Source organism: Herminiimonas fonticola (assembly GCF_003293745.1).
Classification (GTDB): Bacteria; Pseudomonadota; Gammaproteobacteria; order Burkholderiales; family Burkholderiaceae_D; genus Oxalicibacterium; species Oxalicibacterium fonticola.
In genome coordinates, this window is record NZ_PTLZ01000001.1 from 1,102,299 (window position 1) to 1,125,684 (window position 23,386).

Here is a 23,386-nt window from a genome sequence, read left to right on the forward strand (position 1 = left end):
GGTGCCTCTAAAGGCGCAAGGATCGGCGGGCTTTTTTTATTGAGCAGATTTTTACGCTAGGACGAAACTGAAAACGCACGTAATGCATATGTGCTGTTATTTGATAGCCTTCAAAAGATCCGCAATGCTGCCGAAAATCTCATCGACCTGGGCTTTGTTAATGATCAAGGGCGGCGATAAGGCAATCACGTCGGCTGTTGTACGAAGCAGCAAGCCCTTGTACCAGAACGCCTTGTTGAACAGGTCGTAAGCGCGTGCGCCCGGTTTGCCGGTGATGCCTTCCAGTTCGATGCCGCACACCAAACCGAGATTGCGTATGTCTTTGACGAAAGGCAGGCCTTTCAGACTGTGTGCGGCTTCTTCAAAATATGATGACATCTCTGCCGCACGTTCAAAGAGTTGTTCTTCCTTGTAGACTTCTAGTGTGGCAATTGCCGCTGCGGCTGCCACCGGATGGCCAGAGTAGGTATAGCCGTGGAAGAACTCAATCGTGTCTGCTGGCGCAGCATCCATGAAGGCATCGTGTATCTCTTGTTTAACGATGACCGCACCCATAGGAACGGTGGCATTGGTCAAGCCTTTGGCGCAGACCATCATGTCTGGTTTGACCTTGAAGAAATCCGCACCGAAGGCTGTGCCAAGACGGCCAAAACCGGTGATGACTTCATCGAAAATCAGCAGGATGCCGTGCTTGTCGCAGATCGCACGGATTTTTTCCAGATAGCCTTTAGGCGGCAAAATGACCCCGGTCGATCCTTGCAGTGGCTCGACGATGACTGCTGCAACGGTGGATGGGTCGTGTAGTGCGAGTAGACGTTGTTCCAATTCATCGGCTATCTCGGCGCCATGCAAGGGCAAGCCACGCGAGTAGGCATTCTTTTCGATATTCAGTGGATGGCGCAGGTGATCTGCAGCGAGGCCGGGGCCGAATTGCTTGCGATTGCCGGCGATACCGCCGACGGCAATCCCGCCAAAACCGACGCCGTGATACGCGCGTTCGCGACCTATCAATCGTGTGCGTCCCGCATCGCCCCGCATGCGGTGATAGGCTAGTGCGATCTTCAGCGCCGTATCGACGCCTTCCGAACCATCGTTGCAAAAGAAGATGCGATTCAATCCTTCCGGCGCCATCTCAGCCAAGGCAGTGGCGGCTTCAAAGGCCTTGGCATGGCCCATCTGAAACGTGGGTGCGAAATCCATGATCGCGACCTGCTTCTGCACGGCCTCAACGATTCTAGGGTGGCAGTGACCTGCGTTGACGCACCATAAGCCCGCCGTAGCATCCAGAATCTTGCGGCCGTCGTCGGTGGCGTAATACATGCCCGACGCGGAAGCCATTAAACGAGGCTTGGCCTTGTACTGACGATTAGCAGTGAAGGGCATCCACAGGTGTGAGGTATCGAGAGCTTTGGTCATGGACAGGATGATTTCCAAAAAGTAATCAACTTAATGGTATTACGTTTGCGGACGGGACGAAAGAGAGCGTAACTCTGTGCATATCTTGTTATGCATGACTGGATGACAAGATAGGCACAGAATAAAGCCAGCTTACGCAATCTTGCGTATACTTCGTGCTGTTCTGAATTTTGCCCTTTGCTGTTGCGACTACTTTGCCGTGAGATAAGCCGGGTCTTCCATTTTTTTGTCAGTAGTAATGAAACCAGATAACACTCCTTCGCGCCGTATCTCTGTTGCCCCAATGATGGATTGGACGGACAGGCATTGCCGCATGTTTCATAGACAGATCAGTCGTCATACCTGGCTATATACCGAAATGGTGACTACCGGTGCCTTGTTGCACGGCGATGTGCCGCGTCATCTGGATTTCAACGATGAAGAGCATCCGGTTGCCTTGCAACTGGGTGGCAGTGAACCGGCAGATCTGGCGAAGAGCGCCAAGCTAGGCGAGCAATGGGGCTATGACGAAGTTAATCTGAATTGCGGTTGTCCTTCAGAGCGCGTGCAAAAAGGTGCGTTCGGCGCGTGCCTGATGAGTGAGGCATCGCTTGTGGCGGATTGCGTCAAGGCGATGCGTGATGCCGTGCAGATCGATGTGACGGTCAAGCACCGAATCGGCATCGATGACATCACTTCATATGATTTTGTGCGCGACTTTGTCGGTACCGTTGCCGATGCCGGTTGCAATACTTTTATCGCGCATGCGCGCAATGCGATACTCAAAGGCTTGAGCCCGAAGGAAAATCGCGAGATTCCGCCTTTGCGTTATGAGTTTGCACATCAGTTGAAAAAAGATTTTCCCGGGCTGGAAATCATCATCAATGGTGGTTTCAAAACAGTGGAAGAAATCGATGCGCATCTGCTGCATGTAGACGGCGTGATGATAGGCCGCGAGGCGTATCACAATCCGTTCATGATGACGTCCTTCGATGCGCGTTATTACGGCGATACCGCTGTGCCGAAAACGCGTGCAGAAGTATTGCATGCAATGATTCCATATATTCAGTCTCAGCTTGAGAAGCACGGCAAGAGTGAAAAGGGTGGCGGTTTGAAGTTAAACAGCATCACACGTCACATGCTGGGTTTGATGGCGGGGCTACCGAATGCACGCGCCTTCCGCCAAACCTTGTCGGACTCTAAAAAGCTGGCGCTGGGCGATCCCGATTTGTTATTGCAGGCTTTGGCGCGCATGCAACCGATTGCAGCGTAGCGCTGTATCTTGCTGCGACAAGAGAGTGGCAATTTGCAATTTCTCTTTCTACATTCGTCCATTTTTGTTCTGTAATTTTTACAGGACATGTAAATCTTGCTAGTCCTCATTTCTTTTTCCTGAACAAGAATTTTTATTGAGAACCTTCTGAAAACAGTGTGGTCAAGAAAATAACGATTCTGTTTTTAAGTGCTGCTTGAAGGCAAGTCGGATTCTCAATTCAAGTGCCATATGAAATCTCCACTTCCGTAGTTTTGAGTGGAATTGGTATTTCTTATTCCCTGAAAGGAAATCATGATGAAAGCATTGCCAAATAATTCCCGCGTTGTTCTTGCAGCAGCTGTCTTGACTGTATTGTTTGCAACTGGCTGCGAACGTCGTGCGGCAGATACTGCAACCGGTGCTACGCCGCCTGCAGAATCGCCAGCGACCATGCCGGCACCAGCATCTAGCGCACCGCCTGCAACCGCTCCAGCTGCGCCTGCTCCAGTTACTCCTGCCGACACTAGCGCCGCCAACGATCAACTACCAGGTAGCGTTGTGGATGACACGGTCATCACGACTAAAGTGAAAACTGCGTTGCTGGCCGATTCTGACGTCAAAGGTCTGGATGTGAATGTAGATACATCCAAAGCGGTGGTGACCTTGAATGGTGCCGTCAATAATCAAACTCAGATTGATCGTGCCGGTAAACTCGCGACTGATGTGGCAGGCGTGAAATCTGTAATCAACAATCTCACGATCAAAAAATAAAAGTCCGTCGCAAGCAAGCTGAAGGATCAGCGAATACGTACTGGTTCATGCTTGCTTGTACTGACTAAATTTTGATGCATGAGTTGACCGCAACCGGATATCAAATCCGCTGCGGTTAATTTTTTTGCTGAGCGATTGATTAAAACGTTGCGTCGTTAAATCGACGATCGTTCGACGTAATCGTCATTCTTTTCGAGGGCGCAATGGCTATCTTGCTTGGTATTGATTGGGCCGAGTTGTTCGGTTTCAGCGTTCCGATATCGGAAATGATCATTCGCGGAACGGCGATCTACTGGTTCCTCTTCATAGTCTTTCGCTTTGTCATTCCACGTGACGTGGGCGCGATAGGCATTGCAGATATTCTGATCCTGGTGATCATCGCCGATGCGTCGCAAAACGCGATGTCCGGTGACTATAAAACCATCACCGATGGCATGGTACTGATAGCGGTGATGGTCGGATGGAATCTTGCCTTCGACAGATTTGCTTTTTACTTTCCCGCATTCCGTCGATTTGCCACGCCGGCCAGCTTATGTCTGGTCAAAGATGGTCGCATGTTAAAGCGCAATATGCGCCGCGAGTTTATTACCGACGATGAATTATGGGGACATTTAAGGATGGATGGCGTCGAGTCTCTCGACCAGGTGCGCGCTGCTTATCTTGAGTCTGACGGCGGATTCAGTGTGATCAAGAAAGCAGGCAGTGAACATCATAATCCGCACAGTCCTTCGCGTTCTGAAAGTATGTAAGCCCAAGTAGGGGATAGGAAAGTGACTTAATAGCTTGCCTAGGCAGTGGCCGACAATTGTAAGTACGATGCAGATACAAAAAAAGCGTGAATCTCTTCACGCTTTTTATCGACTGCTGACGCTTAACGTCGTTGAGCGTCAGTTGCAGCGTCTTGTACTTTTTCACCGCCACGCTCCACATCCTTGCCTACACCTTTAATGGTGTTACATGCAGACAGGCCAACGCTCATGGCTACGAGACACATAATGGAAATGATTTTTTTCATGATGTTTTCCTTTCAGTTAAGTGGATAAGCGTAAGAACGCCTCCTTTATTTTTCCAGTATGAATGCTGGAAAACGTTCATGTCACTTTTCCGTATGTGGTCAAGCAACTTGATAATTGGACAGCAGCTTGCGGTAAAGTTCATTTAATCAATTTAATGAATCAATTGATCAAGCGAAAGACTGAAGAGAGTTCGATATTATTTGCGTCCACTGATAAGGACGCCCAGAAGTGTGCCGAAGCCAACTGCCAATGCAATCGATTGTATTGGCTTTTCTTTTACATAGCCGGTGGTTACCTCGACGCCGTGATGAAACTGGCGACCGGCTTCGACAGCAATGCCTTTTGCAGCAAAACGCAAAGAACTGAATTTAGCCAGAATACGTTCTTGCGCATCATGCAGTTCTACGTCGGTCAGTTCAGTAGCATGAGCAAGCAAGGTATCGAGATCTGATTTCAATGTTTGCAAATCTTCGCGCAAAGTGGCTGTCGTAGGTGGCACAGATTTTGTGCTTTGGGCTGGCAGGGTGGAAGTATTTGAGCTCATGGTAGTTCCTTTGTCATTGATTAATAAAACAAGTGGATGCTGATTTAAGTAAGTTCAACTTGATATGACCGCTCATCCATCATGGCCAAGGTGCCGGATTGAGGTTGACATATTGCGGCCCGTTTTCTGCCGGCTCGGGTATCTTTGCATTGCGTTCGCCAATATTTAAATCTTGGACTGCAAGTTTCATGATTTCTTTTCTGGCTGTTTCAAAATCGGCCGACGACAGCGGAGGGCTGTGATCTGGCCTGTGTGCAACAGCCCAACTCACCAAGTCTTCAAAGCGTTGTTTCAATTCAATATGAAACTGGTCCCACTCATTTCGGTTCAACATGGTTTTACCTTATGTAAATGAGGTACAAACTTTCATTTTGTTAATGGTCAGACCATGCTGAGGTGGAATGATTCGATAAAAAGCATTTATTTATCAAATTTTTTACTTGTCGGGACAATTTTATTGTGTGGAAAATGCTGTAAAAATGCGCCATCAATTTCCGTTTTTTCTTATGCTGTTTGATGTGTATTTTGTGTCTTGATGCATGTCTCTGACCAATTTTCAGCTAGCCGCATATTTTATTTTTTTGGCGTAAATTGACAAACTTATGTCGGCTGTTTAACGGAGTTACAGATGGAACTTTAAGAATAATTGCGCTATGTTGATAATGGTTTTGATCACTTTTCAATGTGCGCCATGAAACGAATCGATCAGGCTATCAGCGAACTGGCCACCGCATTCTGCAAACTCGAACGCCACGACAGGCAGCTGTATCTCAAAGCCTTGCAATCGCTGGTTGCACTCGCTGTTTCAGAAGAAAAACTGGAACGTGTCTATAGCATAGAGAGCGATATGCAATATATTGGTCAGATATTTTCCAATGCACGTAGAGCCAAGGTGACTGTCAAGGACGAACAACAGCCTTTCCTATGCAGACGAAAAGGCGAGCGGCGTCTCACTCCCCCTTTATAGCTGCGTTGAATCGCATCTGGTTTACTCCTCACTAGATCTCACCTCGATGTTGCAGTGCGCAGCCAGCAATCATGCTGACGATGCAAGGCCTGACCACAATGCTGTGTAATGACTCATTCGGGAATTGAAATATTTCATGAAATTTTGAATGCCTTTACCTGCATCATCGCCGTGCATCCATACGTCGGCTCAGAACGAGGACGTATATCTTCCCTATAGATGGGCCATCCTCACCATCCAGCATTTTTCGTTTTTGGATATGCGGTTTTATTCGTATTCAAGCGCTTGAACACGCTCCTATAATTTCCATGTCTTCATGATGTTTCATCTCTTGGTAGTTTTCCGATAGTCGATTTCGGTCGACTATCGATTTTTTTCTCCACCGGCTTCCACTGCATACCATGTCAAATCTGCGTCCATCACTAGAGCTTGTCGTTCCTGTTGCAGCCGGAACCTGGGGGCTGAACGACATCATCCGTTCCTTGCGTGAATCGCGAGAAGAAACACATAACATCCGCTACCGTGGGCAGATCCGTGAATTGCCATCACGCGAAGCATTAACGAATATTCTGGGCGGTCTGTCGGCAGCTCTGTTCCCTACACATTACGGCCAGCCAGATCTGACTGATGAAAGCATCGATTACTTCGTCGGTGAGAAACTGAACGTCGCATTGAATGATCTGGCCGAACAGGTACGTCGTGGTTTGCTTTTTATCTCGCACCATGATGCGGACGGTAAAGAGAGCGATCAGCCAGTCAATATCAGCCATGAAACTTTAGAGCGTGAAGCCTTGCAGATCACGCGTAACTTTGCCGAGCAATTGCGCTATATCCGTGATCTGTTGGTGACCGATCTACAGGCGGCCTATCAAGGGGATCCTGCTGCGCATAGCGTGTCGGAAATTCTGCTCTGCTATCCCGGCATGACGGCGATCATTTATCACCGCTTTGCACACGCATTACATAATCTGGGTTCTCCTTTCCTGGCGCGCCTGATTTCAAGCATTGCGCATTCAACGACAGGTATAGATATTCATCCCGGCGCGGAAATTGGCGGCAGCTTCTTTATCGATCATGGCACCGGCGTCGTGATAGGCGAAACCGCCGTCATTGGACAACGCGTACGCTTGTATCAAGCGGTAACGCTAGGTGCAAAACGCTTTCCGACTGATGAAAACGGCGTGCTGATCAAAGGCAATGCACGTCATCCTATCGTTGAAGACGATGTCGTGATTTACGCCGGTGCGACTGTGCTGGGACGTATCACGATTGGTAAAGGATCGACGATAGGTGGTGGTGTCTGGCTGACACAAACCGTGCCGCCTGCCAGCAGCATCACGCAGGCGCAAACACGTAATCACTAGTCCGCTTCCGAGGAAAATTGCGCGAATTTGTATATGTTGGGTATTGTTATACGGATGCTGCTTCGTAAATCACAAATCGCATATGGTTAGAAAATAACATTCGTTTGCTGCAGAGAGCTCGCCAGATAAACTGATTTTTCTTATCTGGATAAAACGAGTTTTCTTATTATGTACGCAGCAATTATTTCCGAACCTGAAGTGGTGACCACTTCAGCATTCAAGGTAAATCCATTCAATGGCCCGCTAGGCGCAGAGATCATAGCTCTCGACCTGACCCGTGCATTGCCACAGGATGAATTCAAGCGCGTGCATCAGGCACATTTGGATCATCACCTGTTGATATTCCGCGATCAACGCATTACACCAGAACAGCAAATTGCATTCAGCCGTCGCTTCGGTGCTTTGCAGATCCATGTACTGCATCAGTTCCAGTTGACTGCTTATCCAGAGATTCTGATCATCTCGAACATCAAGGAAAACGGCGAACCTATCGGCTTGGGCGATGCCGGTCACTTCTGGCATTCAGACTTGTCGTATGTCGAATTGCCGAGCCTGGGGTCAATGTTACATGCGCAGGAGCTGCCAGCTGAAGGCGGCGATACGCTGTTTGCCAATATGCATCTGGCATGGGACACGCTGGATCCTGTTCTGCAACGCAAGGTAAGCAATCTGAAGGCTGAACACAGCTATCTTGCGCAATACGCCGAGCTGCAACGTCGCAATCCTTGGCGTCCTAATTTGACTGCTGAGCAAATTGCCAAGGTCAAACCGGTACTCCAACCTATTGTGCGTACGCATCCAGAAACCGGTCGCAAAGCCTTGTTCGTCAGCGAACATTTCACGACGCGCATAGCCGGCTTGCCCGACGATGAGAGTCGCGATCTGCTGCATCAATTATTCGAGCACAGCGTCAAACCTGAGCACGTTTATCGCCACCATTACCTGCCGCATGACCTGGTGTTTTGGGATAACCGCTCATTGATGCATCTGGCTGGCGGTTGTCCGGACGATCAACGCCGCAAGTTGTATCGCACCACGATTGAAGGCGATCTGCCTTTTTAATTGCTATAACTAATTGCTGTATTTGGATGCATTCATTTGGATGTGTCCAACTCCTTGCATTTAACTCTGAATAAAAATTCATACACGGAGAGTTCATGTCGCATTCATCTCGTACATATCGTAGCCATCATGCACCGCGTCGCCGCTGGCTAGGTGTAGTTCTGTGCGTCGCCGCGATTGTGGTTTCACTGCTGTCGGCGCAAACAGCGCGCGCTGAAGGAAAGATACGCATCGCTGAGCAGTTCGGTATCGTCTATCTGCTGCTTAACGTTGCGCAGGATCAAAAACTGATTGAAAAACATGGCAAGAAAAATGGTGTCGATGTGGATGTCGAATGGCTGAAGCTCTCCGGCGGCTCTGCTGTCAACGATGCATTGCTGTCGGGTTCCATCGATATTGCAGGTGCGGGCGTTGGTCCGTTGCTGACGATATGGGATCGCACCCTGGGTAAGCAAAATGTGAAGGGCATTGCTTCATTGGGTAATTTCCCATACTACCTAGTAACCAATAATCCAGCGGTGAAAAGCATTGCTGATTTTACGGACAAGGATCGGATTGCTGTGCCAGCAGTTGGCGTCTCGGTGCAGTCACGCATCTTGCAACTGGCTTCGGCCAAGCTGTGGGGTGATAAGGAGTTCGCACGACTCGACAAATTCAGCGTTGCGGTGCCGCATCCAGATGCTGCAGCTGCAATCATCAAGGGTGGCACCGAGATCACCGGTCACTTCGGCAATCCTCCTTTTCAGGAACAAGAATTGGCAGGTAATCCAAACGCGCGCATTGTCTTGAACTCGTATCAAGTGCTAGGTGGTCCGGCATCGGCAACCGTGTTGTACGCGACTGAAAAATTCCGCAACGACAATCCTAAGACTTACAAGGCTTTCGTCGATGCGCTGGCAGAAGCAGCACAGTTCATTACAAAGAATCCTGAAAAAGCGGCTGACATCTATATCAAGGTCAGCAATGCAAATATCGACCGCAATCTTTTGCGGAAGATCATCAAGAATCCTGAAGTCCAATTCAAGATTACGCCACAGAACACTTACACGCTGGCGGAATTCATGCATCGCATCGGTGCCATCAAAAACAAACCTGCATCGGCAAAAGACTATTTCTTCGACGATGCGCACAACGTAGCGGGTAATTAAACATGAAAGCAACAAAATTCCTATTAAGCGGCATCAGCCTGGGACTGGCTCTGTTGAGCGGTACGGCGCATGCCGAAGGCAAGATCAGCATCGCACAGCAATTCGGTATCGGTTATCTGATTCTCGACGTAGTACGCGATCAAAAGCTGATTGAAAAACACGGCAAGCAGCAAGGCGTCAATATTGACGTTGAATGGTCCAGCATCTCTGGCGCAACTGCAATGAACGAAGCTTTGCTGGCAGGCGCACTCGACGTCGTCTCGGCTGGCGTGCCACCTATGTTGACGATGTGGGATAGAACCAAGGGCAAGCAGAATGTGAAAGCAGTGGCTGCACTCGGTTCCCTGCCTAACTATTTGTTGTCGAATAATCCTGCAGTCAAAACGCTGAAGGATCTGAGCGACAAAGACCGCATTGCGGTGCCTGCAGCTGGTGTCGGTTTCCAGTCGCGTACCTTGCAGATAGAAACTGCGCGTCAGTTTGGTAAAGATAATTTCAAAAAATTCGATAATATTTCGGTCAGCTTGCCGCATCCTGACGCGACGGTTGCCTTGATTGCTGGCGGTTCTGAAATCAACACGCATTTCTCCAGCGCGCCGTTCTACTATCAGGCCTTGGCTGCGAACAAGAACGTGCACAAGGTGATCAGCTCATACGACATCCTAGGCGGACCTGCGACGTTTAACGTGTTGTACACGACGCAAAAGTTCCATGACGAGAATCCAAAAACCTACAAGGCTTTCTACAACGCGTTGCTGGAAGCATCGCAATTCATCAAGGCCAACAAGGCCAAGGCTGCTGATACCTTCATCCGTGTGCAGAAATCGAAACTCGAACCAGAGCTGGTGCGCAGCATCGTTGAAGATCCAGAAAATGACTTCACCATTTCGCCACACCGTACCTTCGTCTATGCAGATGAATTGCATAAACTCGGCGTGATTAAAAACAAGGCTGCATCGTGGAAGGATTACTTCTTCGAAGAAGCCTACACGCAGCAGGGTAGCTAAGATGCTGGGCGCGCGACTAGCCACGCAAGCTGCGGGTGAACCTATTTTGAATAGCGGTGTGAGTGCATTACACCGTGCTCCCGACTTTGGTCCGCTGGTAGCGCCCGGACGCGATGCAGCGCCGTCTCGCCATACAGAAGCGGTGACGGCGGTTTCGCCTTTGTTACAGGTTGATGGTGTCAGCCTCGAATACCGCACGCATGAGCGCGTGGTCCGTGCGACGCATCGCGTCAGCTTCGATATGCATGAAGCCGATCGCTTTGTATTACTCGGCCCTTCGGGGTGCGGCAAGTCGACCTTGCTGAAAGCGGTGGGCGGTTTTATCGCACCGGTCGAAGGCGAGATTCGTTTGGGCGGTCAGCGTGTGACTGCGCCAGGTCCGGACCGTATTGTCGTCTTCCAGGAATTCGATCAACTGTCACCGTGGAAAACGGTGAAACAGAATGTGGTCTTTCCGCTGAAAGCATCCGGTACTTTGGGCAGAAAAGAAGCGGAAGAGCGCGCCTTGCATTATCTAGCCAAAGTTGGTCTTTCCAAGTTTGCCGATGTCCATCCGCATCAACTGTCTGGCGGCATGAAGCAGCGCGTCGCGATTGCCAGGGCCTTGGCGATGCAGCCGCGTGTGTTGTTGATGGATGAGCCTTTCGCTGCGCTCGATGCATTGACGCGTCGCAAGATGCAGGAAGAACTCTTGCAGCTTTGGGACGAAGTCAGGTTCACGCTGCTCTTCGTTACTCACTCGATTGAAGAAGCGCTGATCGTCGGCAATCGCATTGCCTTGCTGTCGCCACATCCTGGTCGCATGCGTGCAGAAATCAATAGCCACGACTTCAATCTGGCAAGTTCCGGTAGCGCCGAGTTTCAAAGTACCGCACAACGCATACATCACATGCTGTTTGAAGAAGAGCAGGAAAGCGTAGTTCATCATGAGTAATACCTTGCATCCGCCTGTCCGGCCTGAATATGAATTGCCCTTGCAAACATTCAACGAAATTGCAGTTGAGCGCCGTTTGTCGTTTACATCGCGTTTGTGGGCGCAAGGCTGGTTGCGCAAAGGTGTAATCCTGATTGTGCTGGCCGTGATCTGGGAACTGGCTGCGCGTTGGCAGAATAATGATTTGCTGTTTCCAACCTTCGTCGCCACTACTCATGCGCTGGTAGAAGGCGTGATCAGTGGCGAATTGATAGAGAAGGTCGCGATTTCTTTATCGGTGTTATTGCAAGGCTATTTCATCGGTGTGCTGGTGGCATTTGCATTGACGACGCTGGCGGTTTCTACTCAACTGGGTCGCGATCTGCTGGACACCTTGACGTCCATGCTCAATCCCTTGCCGGCGATCGCTTTGCTACCGTTGGCCTTGTTGTGGTTCGGCTTGGGGCGCGGCAGTCTGGTATTTGTACTGGTGCATTCCGTGCTGTGGCCATTGGCTTTGAATACTTACGCAGGTTTCCAGGGCGTGCCGGAAACTTTGCGTATGGCTGGTCGCAATTATGGTTTGCGCGGTTTGCCTTATGTGCTGCAAGTGTTGGTGCCGGCTGCACTGCCTGCGATTCTCTCCGGTTTGAAAATAGGCTGGGCATTTGCATGGCGCACTCTGATCGCAGCTGAACTTGTATTCGGCGCGTCGTCAGGCAAGGGTGGCCTCGGCTGGTATATTTTCCAGAACCGTAATGAGCTGTATACCGACAAGGTGTTTGCCGGACTTGCTACAGTCATCTTGATTGGACTGCTGGTGGAGAACATCGTGTTCCGCACTTTGGAAAGAGTCACAGTGCAACGCTGGGGCATGCAACGATAAGTATTTTATTTTCGTCATATTGATATCGCAAAACATTCGTTTGTTTTTTTCAAGGAATTCGTAAGATGAAGTTTCCATGAAGTGGTCTTCAGGCAGCAACGAATTCAATTAAAAAGGCGAAGAACAATATGACCGCACATCAACTCATGCTCGCGCAGGTACAAAGACCGACTGACAGAAAGATTTTTCGCCGACGTGCGATTCTTACCTCGGGGAATAATCAAACCTCTCATGCGAGAACCATCGATATCTCTGCGCAGGATTTGAATATCATGGTCGATACCCCCTTGGAGATTGGCCATTCCGCCAGCCTTGCATTCAACGTCACTATCAAACAGAAAACGACACCATTGGAGTTCAAGGGCAGAGTGAGTTATTGCGTGCTGGTGGGTACGGAAGGATTCCGTGTCGGCTTTGCGCTTGCTTCAGGCGATGCACTTCACAAAAAGCATATCGCACACATCATGCAAGAGTCACTGTAATCATTGCCGTTAAAATTTTGGACACCGCTTTACTTAACGCTATGCGATTACGCACGCTGGTGAGTAGCTGAATATTTCAGTTTATAAAAATTTGAAGAGATTGCCGGAAGGCGGGCGGGATATTTCGTAAGCGCCTGCTTTTGATGAGTCGCTACTTACATCGCCAGAAACACGAAAGGGTCTAGATTTTCATCTAGACCCTTGTGAATTCGTGGTAGGCCGTGCGGGATTCGAACCTGCGACCAACGGATTAAAAGTCCGCTGCTCTACCAGCTGAGCTAACGACCCCCGAAAGAGAGCTATTATAGAGAACTCTTATAGCCTGTGTCAATCACATACCAACTTTTTATCTAATGTTTATTGGCACGACATGAATCATTGATTTTCCCAGCGTATACGCTGGGTGCGATGCGATCCAGGCCCAAGTGTTTTCCCTCTGAAGACAAAAAAATCACCCTACTAATGGGTGATTTTTTTTGTGATATTGAAAAAATGTCAGCTTTTCAATTCGATGCATGCATCGCGTGGGCCATGCTTACATGCGAATTATTTGAAATTGGCCAGACGTTCTTTCGCAATCTGCGCTGCAGGAGCGTTAGGGTACTGGGCAACCAGTGACTCCAATGCTTTTTTCGCGGCAGGTCTATCCTTCAACTCTGTATATGAGCTGGCAATGTTCAACAAGGCATCCGCACCTTTTGGATTACCTGGATATTTTTTCAGCAGCGTTTGCTGTGCCGCGATCGCATTTTTATAATCGCGTTGCGCATAGTAAGCATTGCCTATCCAGTATTGTGCGGAAGGGGCGTATGCAGATTGTGGGTAACGCTGCAGAAAGTCGACAAAAGCGGTACCGGATTTTTTATAATCGGCGGCCTTGAAGAGCGCGAGTGCATTGTCGTAAGTACGTTGCTCGGACAATTCAACTGTCGCGTCCTTGCCATCGACTGCAACGACTTGCGGTTCGAGTTTGCGCAGGCGATTATCGAGGTCGACGTAAAAATCTTTTTGACGCTGCTGGATATTTGCAACTTCATTGGACAGTACTTCGATCTGACCGTTGAGGCGTGCAATTTCCTGACGCAGTTGGTCGTTTTGATTCGATAGTTCAAGCACCGCAGAATTATCCGCTTTGCTTTGCTGCAGACTATCGACCTTGGTACGTACATCGAGGATCGCGCGGCGCGCTTCGTCGTCGCCGAACAGCGCGGCATGCGCTGACAGCGACGCACAAGAAAATGCGGCCATCAAGGCCGCAATCAGGGTTTTTTTAATCATTGCCATTCAGATTAATAAACGATATCGGCACGGCGGTTTTCTGCCCATGCTGCTTCATCGCTACCCAATGCTTTTGGTTTTTCTTTGCCCAGCGAGACAGCTTCCATTTGTGCTTCAGGAACGCCTAACAGGGACAAGGATTTACGCACTGCTTCTGCACGTTTTTGACCGAGAGCCAGATTGTATTCTGCGCCGCCACGATCATCTGTATTGCCTTGGATGATGATTTTACGAGCCTTGTTGCTTTGCAGGTATTTGGCGTGATTAGCAACGACTTGCTGGTACTCAGGTTTGACGACATAGCTGTCGTAGTCGAAGTACACGCTGCGCTTGGCCAATACACCTTGTGGGTCGTTCAATGGATCGCTGGACGCGTTGACGGTGCCAACCGAGCGTGCATCTGCTGATGAACCTGTGCGGTCTTCAACTGGTGCCTTGTCGTCCAGTTTGGTAGACGAGCATGCTGCCAGCAGCATGGCTGTCGATAAGATGAAGGCGGATGTAATTGTGCGCATTTTTATTTCCCTTGTTGATAATAAGCGTTCGAACGTTAATTAAACTGATTGACGTGCATTATTTCATAAACGGGCCCCATGTGGGCTCACGTATATCACCAGCTTGAGTAGTCAGGCGTTGTTTAACCTGACCATCAACCGAAACAACCGCCAGTGTGCCGCGGCGACCGGATTCGGTTGCGTACATCAGATATTTGCCGTTAGGCGAAAAGCTGGGCGATTCGTCTTTGACGGTATCGGACAGCCGTTGTTCCTGACCATTGCTCAAATCCAGCGTAAATAATTGAAATTTCCCTTCGCGGCGCGAAATATAGGCCAAAAACTTACCGTCTGGCGAGATACGCGGGCTGATGTTGTAGCCGCCGGAGAAGGTCACGCGACGGGCTTCGCCGCCATTTGCACTCATTTTGTAGATTTGCGGGCCGCCGCTGCGGTCGCTGGTGAAGTAAATGTTCTGGCCATCAGCGGAGAATTGCGGTTCGGTATCGATGCCGTTTGAATTGCTCAGGCGGCGCGGGTTGGTGCCGTCAGCATTGACGACATAGACCTGGGTCAAGCCATCGCGGGACAGCGCCACTGCCAGGCGCTTGCCGTCCGGCGACCAGGACGGTGCCGAATTGCTGCCCTTGAAGTTGGCGGCAACCGTACGCTGGCGACTGACGAGATCTTGAATGTAGACCACAGGTTTTTTGTTTTCGAACGACACATACGCGACCTTGGTACCGTCTGGCGACCAGGCTGGTGAAATGATAGGTTCATTCGAGCGCAGTGCGACTTGGGTGCCTTCGCCATCGGAATCGGCGATCTCCAGACGGAATTCCTTGCCGGACTTGGTCACGTAGGCAACGCGAGTCGCAAACACGCCGCGTATGCCGGTCAGTTTTTCATAGATGTCATCGGCGATTTTGTGTGCCGAGACGCGGATGAACTGAGGCTGGTTGGCCAATGCCAGTGAAGAAAGTTGCGCACCTTTGATAGTGTCGAACAAACGATATTTCACGTCGAAACGGCCATCAGGCAGGCGCTGTACGCTGCCGACTACCAATGCGTCCGCACCTTTCGATTTCCAGTCGGCAAGATTGACTGCGGAATTTTCGGTCAGTACCGAGCCGGTATCAATGACCTTGAAATAACCACTACGCAACAGATCGGCCTTGATGATGGCACTGACCTGATGCGGTGCAAGCGATTCGTCGCCGAAGGTGGCGATGGCGACTGGTATCTGGTTAGCGCCGACGCCGGCGATTTCCACTCGCAATTGCGCGTGAGCGAGACTGGTAAAGAACAAGGCGAGGATCGCGAATGAGCGTAAAAAAGAAGTCTTTGTCATGGGTCACTGATCTTTCGGTTTGTGTACGATGGTCAAGCGGCCAGGGACGCTGCCGGATTGATCGGGAGGAAATGGTTGCGAACGTTCGATCGCACGTTTAACGGCTTCGTCGAAACCTGGCAAGCCAGACGACTTGCGGAGGTGCAATCCACGCAGCGATCCGTCAGGCAGCAGTTCGACATCGTATTCGACCTGAGGATTCCCGCTTAATTCAGGCGGGACGTTAAATACTGTGTTTGAGCGGATTTTTGCCCGGATTTTATCGGCATACGCGCCATCGGCACGACCGCTGCCTTGTGATTTCGCAGCCTGGCCGGAGCCACCGCTGCCTATTGCACCAGTCAGGCGGCGCAGTTCTTCAGCACGCCGTTTATCACTCAATTCTGCATCACGTTGATCCTGCAGGCGTTTTTTGTCCGCATCAGCTTTCTTTTGCTGCTCGGCTTTCTTGTCGGCTAGCTGCTTGTCGAGTTTGTCCTGTTTCTCTTGCTCGGCTTTTTGCTTCAGCTTTTTCTCTTTTTCTTCTGCTGCCAGCTTGTCTTTACGTTCCTGCTCTTTGCGCTTCTTTTCTTTTTCGAGTGCGATATCGACCTTAGGAGGTTCTGGCTTGATGGGCTCGGCCTTCGGCTCTTCCTTGACGACAGGCTTTGGTTCAGGTTTAGGTTGCGGCGTTGGTTCCGGTTCTGGCGGCAGCGGTGCGGCTTCTTTCGCCTGCATGTCCCAGATTTCTGCCTTGATGGCGACTGGTGTTTGATTTTGCCAATCGATGCCTATCCAGAAAAACACGAGGAGAGCGACGTGTACCGCCACTGCCAGCGTGATGGCACGCCAGCGACCAGGTTCGCTCGGGACGGTGTAGGGTGAATTGTCAGTCATAAAACGGTGTTCACTTGGTGGCCAGACCTACGCGGCTGATGCCAAGTCTTTTAGCTTCGGAGAGGGCTTGAATCACCTCGTCATATTTAATGTTCTTGTCGGCCGCAATCATGACTGCAATATCAGGATTGTCGGCATACAGTGCCTGCAATTTTTTACCCAGCTCGCCGCGACCGATAGTTTCGCTAGGCGCTGCTGCGCCTTTTTTTCCCTTCACCGAGACGGTAGCCGAAGCATCGGCTTTCAATTCTATGCTGATGTATTCGGTCGGCGGCTGTGTGGATTTGGCGGCATTCGGCAACTGGATCTCGTTAGGGTTGACCATAGGTGCGGTCACCATGAAGATCACCAGCAGCACCATCATGACGTCGATGTACGGGACGACATTGATCTCTGACTTGAATTTTCTGCTGCGTCCGCCGCGCATGCTTCCGGATGAGAATGACATCGCTGCAGCCCTTAACGCGTTTGACGTTGCAGAATGTTCGAGAACTCTTCAACAAAGCTTTCGAAGCGCATCGCCAGTCTGTCGATATCGTGCGAGTAGCGGTTGTAGGCAACCACTGCAGGAATCGCTGCGAACAAACCAATCGCAGTCGCGATCAGTGCCTCGGCAATCCCTGGCGCGACGGCAGCCAGCGTTGCCTGCTGTACGTTGGCCAGACCGCGGAAAGAATTCATGATGCCCCACACGGTGCCGAACAAACCGACATACGGTGAAACCGAACCGACCGAAGCGAGGAAGGCGAGGTGAGATTCAAGTGCATCCATTTCGCGCTGGTAAGCAGCACGCATCGCGCGGCGTGCACCGTCCAGACGTACGCTGGCTTGCGATGGATCGTGCGATGCACGGGATTTGTTGAACTCGCTCATGCCGGCTTCGAAGATGCGTTCCAGTGCACCGGTCGAACCGCTGCTTTTGCGGCGATTGGAGGTTGCATCCTGGTACAAGGCATTCAAATCGCCGCCTGACCAGAACGCACGTTCGAATTCTTCCGTCTGTTTGCGTGCATTCTTGATCGTGAACATCTTGCGGAAGATGTAGGTCCAGCTCATGGCGGAGACGGCGACCAGCAGCACCATGACGAGCTGTACAAGAACCGAAGCGTTGGTGATCAGGTGAACAAAAGAAAGGTCTTGAGTAACGGTCATGGGAGTGTGGTGTAGTCGAATTTGATCAATTGTATGCGCAACTGGCAGGGGGCTATGCGCTTTGGTCTTGCCAGTACTGTTCTATTTATCTGTGTTTCTGTAACTGTTTCTCTATATATTCACGGCGCGCATTGACGGTTCGTCGACCGCGTAGCGCTTATTACGCTGCTTCGATCGTCTTGATGGCTTGCAAAACTTCCTGCGGAATTTCGCTAGGACGAAAACGCAAGGTATCTACGCAACCGACCTTGATGTGTCCTGTGGCCAGCAATTCTTCGCTGTCGCCATTGATGCGCCAAGCCTGCTGCACGAATTGTACCGAAGCGCGGCCCATCTTTTCGACTACTACAGTCAATTTCAGTTCATTATCCAGTTTCGCCGGGGCGTGATAATCAAGCGCCGTGCTCTTGACCACGAACATGACGGCGTGGGTTTCGGTCATGATTTGCTGGTTGATGCCGGCACTACGCAACCATTCGGTGCGCGCCCGCTCAAAGAATTTCAGGTAGTTCGCGTAGAACACGACGCCACCAGCATCGGTATCTTCATAGTAGACGCGGATAGTCCACGTAAAATTTGACGGCATCTATTGACCTTGAAGTGGCAGCACCAGCGCGGTATTGCCATGATTATCTGCGGATGCGCAATTATCGATGATATTGATTTGGCATGACAAGCTTGTTACTTGTCATGCGGAATCAGTTTCTCGATCTGGAATTTTTGAATTTCAGGTATTACGTTTGATGAACAAGGGGCCAAAGCCCTGACAGGTCGGCATGATTTCGATGTGATTGATATTCACATGCGGTGGCAAAGTCGCGATCCAGTACGCAGTATCCGCGATATCGCCCGGACTCAAAGGTACTGTACCTTCATACACCTTGGCTGCAGCCGCATCATCACTCAAACGCACATTCGAAAACTCCGTCCCGCCAGCCAAACCAGGTGCGAGATTAGTCGCACGCACGCCGGTACCGACCAAGTCTGCGCGCAAATTCAGTGTAAATTGTGCGACGAAAGCCTTGGTCGCACCATATACATTCGCGCCGGGATAAGCGTATGCGCCAGCGCTGGAACCGATATTGATGATGGTGCCGCGATTGCGCTTGAGCATATCTGGCAAAACCAGTCGCGTGACAGTGACCAGACCTTTGCAGTTGGTCTCTATCATGGTTTCCCATTGTTCCAGCGATGCGCTTTGTGCGGGTGCAACGCCCAGTGCGAGGCCGGCATTGTTGATCAGGACGTCGATTTCCTGCCATTCTTTCGGCAAAGAAGCCAAGGCGGCGGCAATCGAATTCTTGTCCGTCACATCCATCGCGACCGTCAAAACAGCCGTGCCCAGTTCTGCCGCAAGGTCGGCAAGCTTGTCGGTACGGCGTCCGGTGGCGATCACCTTATGACCTTGTTGCACAAATTTTCGTGCCATTTCAGCGCCGAAGCCTGAACTTGCACCTGTGATCAAAACGATCATGGAATGTCCTTTAAAACGAAGACGAGGCCAAGGAAGACGCTCGTAGAACGATGGTTGTTTCGCTATTGCTGATTAAAATGTGCGTGGCGAAATGATTTTCGCTCACGCACAAGATCATCTGATTACTTCGCTGCCTGCGCACGCTGGATCAGGAAGCTGGTCAGCAAGGGTACTGGGCGGCCAGTTGAGCCTTTGGCTGCGCCGCTTTTCCATGCGGTGCCGGCGATATCCAGATGCGCCCAAGTGTATTTCTTCGTATAGCGTTCGAGGAAGCAGGCAGCAGTGACTGCGCCGCCAGCCGGGCCACCAATGTTCGCCATGTCCGCGAAATTCGATTTCAGCTGTTCTTGATAGCTGTCTTCGATAGGCATGCGCCATGCTGTGTCGCCAGCGGCTTTGCCTGCTGCCAGCAATTCATTTGCGAGTGCATCGTGTGCGTCGTCGCTGCGGGTAAACAGGCCGGAATTGTGATGGCCGAGTGCGGTGATGCAAGCGCCGGTCAAGGTAGCCACGTCTACTACTGTGGCCGGCTTGAAGCGTTCTACATAAGTCAGTGCATCGCACAGAACCAGACGACCTTCCGCATCTGTATTCAAGACTTCAATTGTCTGACCGGACATCGAGGTAACGATATCGCCGGGTTTGGTCGCACTGCCAGATGGCATGTTTTCGCAGGTTGGAACGACGACGATGACGTTGAGCTTCAACTTCAGTTCGGCAATCGCGCGCATGGTGCCGAGCACAGACGCGGCACCGCCCATGTCGTATTTCATTTCATCCATGGCGGCACCCGGCTTCAGCGAAATACCGCCGGAATCGAAGGTGATACCCTTGCCGACCAGTACGGTAGGCGCATCCTTGGCTTTGCCGCCCAGGTGTTTGATGACGATGAATTTAGGTGGTTCTACGCTGCCGTTGGTGACAGACAAAAAGCTGCCCATTTTCAGCGCCTGCAATTGCTTGCGATCCAGCACTTCAACCTGCAGTTTGAATTCCTTCGCCATTTTTTTCGCTGTGTTGGCGAGGTAGGTCGGGGTGCAGACATTGGCTGGCAGATTGCCGAGGTCCTTGGTCAGGTCTATGCCGTTTGCGACGGCTACGGCTTGCGTGATCGCTTCTTTGGCAAGATTGGCAGAAGTCGACGCGACTGCAAACGAGATTTTCTTCACGCCTACAGGTGCCGGTTCTTTTTTGCTTTTCAGGCTGTCGAAGCGGTAGGCCGCATCGCGTGCATTCTGCACGTAGCAGCGGATTGCCCATGCGGTATCGCGGGATGCAACCGCGTCAAAGGGAAGGGCGACGATGGCATCGCTGGCACCCAGCGAACTAAAGGTGCGTGCAACGGCTTGCACTGCCGACGAGAAATCTTTTTCGCTGACGGAATCTTCCTTGCCGAGGCCGACCAGCAGGACGCGCTCGGCGACAACACCGTTGACGCCGCGTAACAGCAGGGTGGAACCAGCTTTGCCGGTAATGTCGCCGGACTTCAGTGCTGCACTGATGTCGCCTTTGTGGTTCAAGGCTTGTGCAGCGGCTGACAGGGTTTTGTTCTCAAATACGGCGACTGCGATACAGCCGGTCTTGATACTGGCGATAGTGCTTTTTGAGTCCAGTGCTTTTATGCTAAAGTCCATGCGTTGCTCTCCTTATCGATCCACGATTATAGCCTTCCAATGATTTTTCAGCGCGCGCTTAGACGCGACTTGCTTAACACCGCTGGCGCCGTCTTCACTACCCTTTTTACTATTACGATCACTGTGATGTTGATTCGTATCCTGGGGCAGGCTGCGGGCGGCAAAGTCGCGTCCGCCGACGTGATTGCCTTGATCGGCTTTTCTGCGCTCAACTATTTACCTATCATTCTGAATCTGGCCGGCTTCATGTCGGTCTTGCTGGTCGTTACGCGCAGCTATCAGGATTCTGAAATGGTGGTGTGGTTTGCCTCCGGCCTGAGTCTGTCGCGCTGGATCGCACCAGTGCTGATGTTCAGCTTGCCGATTGTGTTCATGACGGCAATGCTCAGCTTTTTCCTGACGCCTTGGTCGAATCAGCAAAGCGCTGTGTATAAAGAACGTTATGCCAATCGCGAAGATATCGCGCGCGTTTCGCCAGGTAAATTCCAGGAATCGTCCTCATCCAATCGCGTCTTCTTCGTCGAAGGTGTGGCAGGCGATGCGACCAAGGTTAGAAATATTTTCGTCAGTAGCGTGCGCAATGGCAAAACCAGCGTAGTGGTAGCCAAGGAAGGCACGATAGAAATCGACTCTGCCGGCGACAAGTTCCTGGTCATGCATCAGGGCCGACGTTACGACGGCGTGCCTACACAGTCGGATTTTCAATTGATGGAATTCGATCGTTACGGCGTCTTGGTGGCAAGTAAATCAACAGCGCTGGTTGGCGATACATCGGCCCGTGCCTTGTCGACACAAGAACTGTTAGGCACGCGAAATAATTTCAATGATGGCGAACTTCTGTGGCGCGTGTCCTTGCCTCTGATGGGTATCTTGTTGATGCTGCTGGCGATTCCGCTAGGCTTCGTCAATCCACGTGGCGGTCGTTCTGCCAATCTGTTGATCGCATTATTCCTCTTCGTTTTTTACAGCAATATGCTTAGCTATGCGCAAGCGACGGTAGTACAGAGCCGCAGCTCCTTTATGCTGGCCTGGTGGCCGGTGCATTTGGTGGCATTGCTGGTGGTTGTCATATTCTTTTCATGGCGGCTGAAAGTTAACAGTCGCTACCATCCACTCGTCGTGTGGTCCATGATCAAGCGCGCTTACTTCATGCGGCGGGCGGCACCATGAGAATCCTGCAGAAATATTTTGCGGCCGAAATCGGCCGTTCGGTGATCTTTGTATTGATCGCCTTTCTTGCCTTGTTCGGCTTCTTCGATTTGATCGCCGAGTTGAAATCAGTTGGTCATGGCGGCTACAAGATTCAGCATGCTTTGCTGTATGTGCTTTTGTCCATGCCTGGTTATCTGTATGAATTAATGCCGATTGCCGCCTTGATTGGCACGATTTGGACCTTATCGCAATTTGCAGCGCGTTCCGAATTCACGATCATGCGCGCATCCAGCATGTCGACCAGTATGGCCGGGCTGATGCTGATCAAAATCGGTATGATATTTGCGATCACGACGTTTGTATTTGGCGAATTCATCGTGCCGATTTCGTCATCGACGGCAGAAAAAATCAGAACTCTGAATCAAGGCGGTTCCTTGTCGCAGGAATTTCGCTCCGGTTTGTGGACCAAGGATTTGATCCGAGCGAATGGCGCTGATGGCGAAATTGTCGGCTCGCGCTTTTTGAATGTGCGAACAGTGCAGCCTGACGGTCAATTGGTCGATCTCAAGATCTATGAATTCAATCGTAATTTTCATCTGACCGCATTGATCACAGCGGCGACAGCGACCTACACCGGAGCCAATACCTGGAAGTTATCCGATGGCTCGGAAGCGAACTTTGGTGAAACGCAATTGATGGGTGCCACTGTCGCGACCGATATTACAAGCGCGATCTCGACCAAGAAATTTGCCAGCAAGCCACTGATATCTGAAGTGACGCCGGAAATTCTTTCGGTTGGTTTCTCTGATCCGGCCAAAATGTCAGCTTACGATCTGGTGAATTACACGCGGTATCTGGCGGAAAACAATCGCGAAACCGTACGCTATGAAATCGCCTTGTGGAAAAAAGTGGTTTATCCGTTTGCCGTGTTTGTGATGATGGCGCTCGCCTTGCCGTTCGCTTATTTGCACTTCCGCTCCGGCGGCGTGAGCCTGAAGATTTTTACCGGCATCATGATAGGTGTCAGCTTTCAGCTGATTAACAGCCTGTTCTCGCATCTGGGTTTGCTTAATACCTGGCCGCCGTTTGCAACTGCAATTCTGCCTAGCTTGTTATTTTTGCTGGCTGCGATCGGTGCCTTGTTATGGGTGGAGCGACACTAAGC

26 protein-coding genes and 1 tRNA gene are annotated in these 23,386 nt (G+C 50.8%); 13 read left to right on the top strand and 14 right to left on the bottom strand.

Annotated features, from left to right (window positions below):
• Positions 1–96: 96 nt before the first annotated feature.
• On the bottom strand, positions 97–1,416 hold the full coding sequence (gene aptA / locus Hfont_RS05475; RefSeq protein ID WP_112991288.1) for an omega-aminotransferase AptA: 1,320 nt from the start codon (positions 1,414–1,416) through the stop codon (positions 97–99).
• 238 nt (positions 1,417–1,654) lie between these two features.
• Here aptA and dusA point away from each other — a divergent pair, with 238 nt between their 5' ends.
• From dusA to Hfont_RS05490, 3 genes are all read left to right on the top strand, one after another.
• Positions 1,655–2,668, top strand: a complete 1,014-nt coding sequence (dusA, locus tag Hfont_RS05480) for a tRNA dihydrouridine(20/20a) synthase DusA (protein ID WP_181666415.1) — start codon at positions 1,655–1,657, stop codon at positions 2,666–2,668.
• A 294-nt stretch (positions 2,669–2,962) separates the two neighbouring features.
• The gene (locus Hfont_RS05485) at positions 2,963–3,421 is read left to right on the top strand and encodes a BON domain-containing protein (RefSeq protein WP_112991291.1); all 459 of its coding nucleotides are present in this window, start codon (positions 2,963–2,965) and stop codon (positions 3,419–3,421) included.
• A gap of 203 nt (positions 3,422–3,624) precedes the next feature.
• On the top strand, positions 3,625–4,170 hold the full coding sequence (locus tag Hfont_RS05490) for a DUF421 domain-containing protein (RefSeq protein WP_162845863.1): 546 nt from the start codon (positions 3,625–3,627) through the stop codon (positions 4,168–4,170).
• A gap of 122 nt (positions 4,171–4,292) precedes the next feature.
• Here Hfont_RS05490 and Hfont_RS05495 read toward each other — a convergent pair whose 3' ends face one another.
• From Hfont_RS05495 to Hfont_RS05505, 3 genes are all read right to left on the bottom strand, one after another.
• On the bottom strand, positions 4,293–4,436 hold the full coding sequence (locus Hfont_RS05495) for an entericidin A/B family lipoprotein (protein ID WP_112991292.1): 144 nt from the start codon (positions 4,434–4,436) through the stop codon (positions 4,293–4,295).
• 197 nt (positions 4,437–4,633) lie between these two features.
• Positions 4,634–4,981: an ElaB/YgaM/YqjD family protein gene (locus Hfont_RS05500; protein WP_112991293.1), complete on the bottom strand. Its 348-nt coding sequence runs from the start codon at positions 4,979–4,981 to the stop codon at positions 4,634–4,636.
• 79 nt (positions 4,982–5,060) lie between these two features.
• Positions 5,061–5,315 carry a hypothetical protein gene (locus Hfont_RS05505; protein ID WP_112991294.1) on the bottom strand — a complete coding sequence of 85 codons (255 nt, stop codon included), beginning with the start codon at positions 5,313–5,315 and terminating at the stop codon, positions 5,061–5,063.
• A 357-nt stretch (positions 5,316–5,672) separates the two neighbouring features.
• Between Hfont_RS05505 and Hfont_RS05510 the strand changes: the two genes are divergently transcribed.
• The 8 genes from Hfont_RS05510 to Hfont_RS05545 all read left to right on the top strand — a co-directional run bounded on the left by Hfont_RS05510 (position 5,673) and on the right by Hfont_RS05545 (position 12,810).
• Positions 5,673–5,948, top strand: a complete 276-nt coding sequence (locus tag Hfont_RS05510) for a hypothetical protein (RefSeq protein ID WP_112991726.1) — start codon at positions 5,673–5,675, stop codon at positions 5,946–5,948.
• Positions 5,949–6,349: 401 nt separating this feature from the next.
• Positions 6,350–7,312, top strand: a complete 963-nt coding sequence (gene epsC / locus Hfont_RS05515; RefSeq protein ID WP_112991295.1) for a serine O-acetyltransferase EpsC — start codon at positions 6,350–6,352, stop codon at positions 7,310–7,312.
• Positions 7,313–7,480: 168 nt separating this feature from the next.
• A complete protein-coding gene (locus Hfont_RS05520) occupies positions 7,481–8,374 on the top strand; it encodes a TauD/TfdA dioxygenase family protein (RefSeq protein WP_112991296.1) in 894 nt (297 codons plus the stop codon).
• A 95-nt stretch (positions 8,375–8,469) separates the two neighbouring features.
• Positions 8,470–9,522, top strand: a complete 1,053-nt coding sequence (locus Hfont_RS05525; protein WP_112991297.1) for an ABC transporter substrate-binding protein — start codon at positions 8,470–8,472, stop codon at positions 9,520–9,522.
• Between the two features lie 2 nt (positions 9,523–9,524).
• Positions 9,525–10,529 (top strand): ABC transporter substrate-binding protein, encoded by a 1,005-nt coding sequence (locus tag Hfont_RS05530; protein WP_112991298.1) that lies wholly within the window; start codon positions 9,525–9,527, stop codon positions 10,527–10,529.
• A gap of 1 nt (position 10,530) precedes the next feature.
• Positions 10,531–11,463, top strand: a complete 933-nt coding sequence (locus tag Hfont_RS05535) for an ABC transporter ATP-binding protein (RefSeq protein ID WP_241523016.1) — start codon at positions 10,531–10,533, stop codon at positions 11,461–11,463.
• On the top strand, positions 11,456–12,328 hold the full coding sequence (locus tag Hfont_RS05540; protein ID WP_181666416.1) for an ABC transporter permease: 873 nt from the start codon (positions 11,456–11,458) through the stop codon (positions 12,326–12,328). The genes Hfont_RS05535 and Hfont_RS05540 overlap by 8 nt, the downstream gene beginning before the upstream one ends.
• Positions 12,329–12,456: 128 nt before the next feature.
• Complete coding sequence (locus Hfont_RS05545) at positions 12,457–12,810, top strand: PilZ domain-containing protein (RefSeq protein ID WP_112991300.1); 354 nt, start codon at positions 12,457–12,459, stop codon at positions 12,808–12,810.
• 212 nt (positions 12,811–13,022) lie between these two features.
• Here the strand turns inward: Hfont_RS05545 and Hfont_RS05550 are convergent.
• The 10 genes from Hfont_RS05550 to Hfont_RS05595 form a co-directional block, all read right to left on the bottom strand.
• Positions 13,023–13,098: transfer RNA gene (locus tag Hfont_RS05550), tRNA-Lys, on the bottom strand.
• 258 nt (positions 13,099–13,356) lie between these two features.
• On the bottom strand, positions 13,357–14,094 hold the full coding sequence (gene ybgF / locus Hfont_RS05555) for a tol-pal system protein YbgF (protein ID WP_112991301.1): 738 nt from the start codon (positions 14,092–14,094) through the stop codon (positions 13,357–13,359).
• 5 nt (positions 14,095–14,099) lie between these two features.
• Complete coding sequence (gene pal, locus Hfont_RS05560; RefSeq protein WP_112991302.1) at positions 14,100–14,603, bottom strand: peptidoglycan-associated lipoprotein Pal; 504 nt, start codon at positions 14,601–14,603, stop codon at positions 14,100–14,102.
• A 58-nt stretch (positions 14,604–14,661) separates the two neighbouring features.
• Positions 14,662–15,933, bottom strand: a complete 1,272-nt coding sequence (gene tolB, locus Hfont_RS05565; RefSeq protein WP_112991303.1) for a Tol-Pal system beta propeller repeat protein TolB — start codon at positions 15,931–15,933, stop codon at positions 14,662–14,664.
• A gap of 3 nt (positions 15,934–15,936) precedes the next feature.
• Positions 15,937–16,809 carry a cell envelope integrity protein TolA gene (tolA, locus tag Hfont_RS05570; protein ID WP_112991304.1) on the bottom strand — a complete coding sequence of 291 codons (873 nt, stop codon included), beginning with the start codon at positions 16,807–16,809 and terminating at the stop codon, positions 15,937–15,939.
• 10 nt (positions 16,810–16,819) lie between these two features.
• A complete protein-coding gene (locus Hfont_RS05575; protein ID WP_112991305.1) occupies positions 16,820–17,257 on the bottom strand; it encodes an ExbD/TolR family protein in 438 nt (145 codons plus the stop codon).
• Positions 17,258–17,268: 11 nt separating this feature from the next.
• Positions 17,269–17,961 carry a protein TolQ gene (gene tolQ, locus Hfont_RS05580; RefSeq protein ID WP_112991306.1) on the bottom strand — a complete coding sequence of 231 codons (693 nt, stop codon included), beginning with the start codon at positions 17,959–17,961 and terminating at the stop codon, positions 17,269–17,271.
• Between the two features lie 160 nt (positions 17,962–18,121).
• Positions 18,122–18,547, bottom strand: coding sequence for a tol-pal system-associated acyl-CoA thioesterase (gene ybgC, locus Hfont_RS05585; RefSeq protein WP_112991307.1), 426 nt, complete (start codon positions 18,545–18,547; stop codon positions 18,122–18,124).
• Between the two features lie 141 nt (positions 18,548–18,688).
• The gene (locus Hfont_RS05590) at positions 18,689–19,435 is read right to left on the bottom strand and encodes an SDR family NAD(P)-dependent oxidoreductase (RefSeq protein WP_112991308.1); all 747 of its coding nucleotides are present in this window, start codon (positions 19,433–19,435) and stop codon (positions 18,689–18,691) included.
• A gap of 122 nt (positions 19,436–19,557) precedes the next feature.
• A complete protein-coding gene (locus Hfont_RS05595; protein WP_112991309.1) occupies positions 19,558–21,069 on the bottom strand; it encodes a leucyl aminopeptidase in 1,512 nt (503 codons plus the stop codon).
• Between the two features lie 39 nt (positions 21,070–21,108).
• On the opposite strand from Hfont_RS05595, the gene lptF reads away from it, so the two are divergent.
• Both lptF and lptG read left to right on the top strand, forming a co-directional pair.
• Positions 21,109–22,239, top strand: coding sequence for an LPS export ABC transporter permease LptF (lptF, locus tag Hfont_RS05600; protein WP_112991310.1), 1,131 nt, complete (start codon positions 21,109–21,111; stop codon positions 22,237–22,239).
• On the top strand, positions 22,236–23,384 hold the full coding sequence (gene lptG, locus Hfont_RS05605) for an LPS export ABC transporter permease LptG (RefSeq protein ID WP_112991311.1): 1,149 nt from the start codon (positions 22,236–22,238) through the stop codon (positions 23,382–23,384). Before lptF ends, lptG begins: the two co-directional genes overlap by 4 nt.
• Positions 23,385–23,386: the final 2 nt, after the last annotated feature.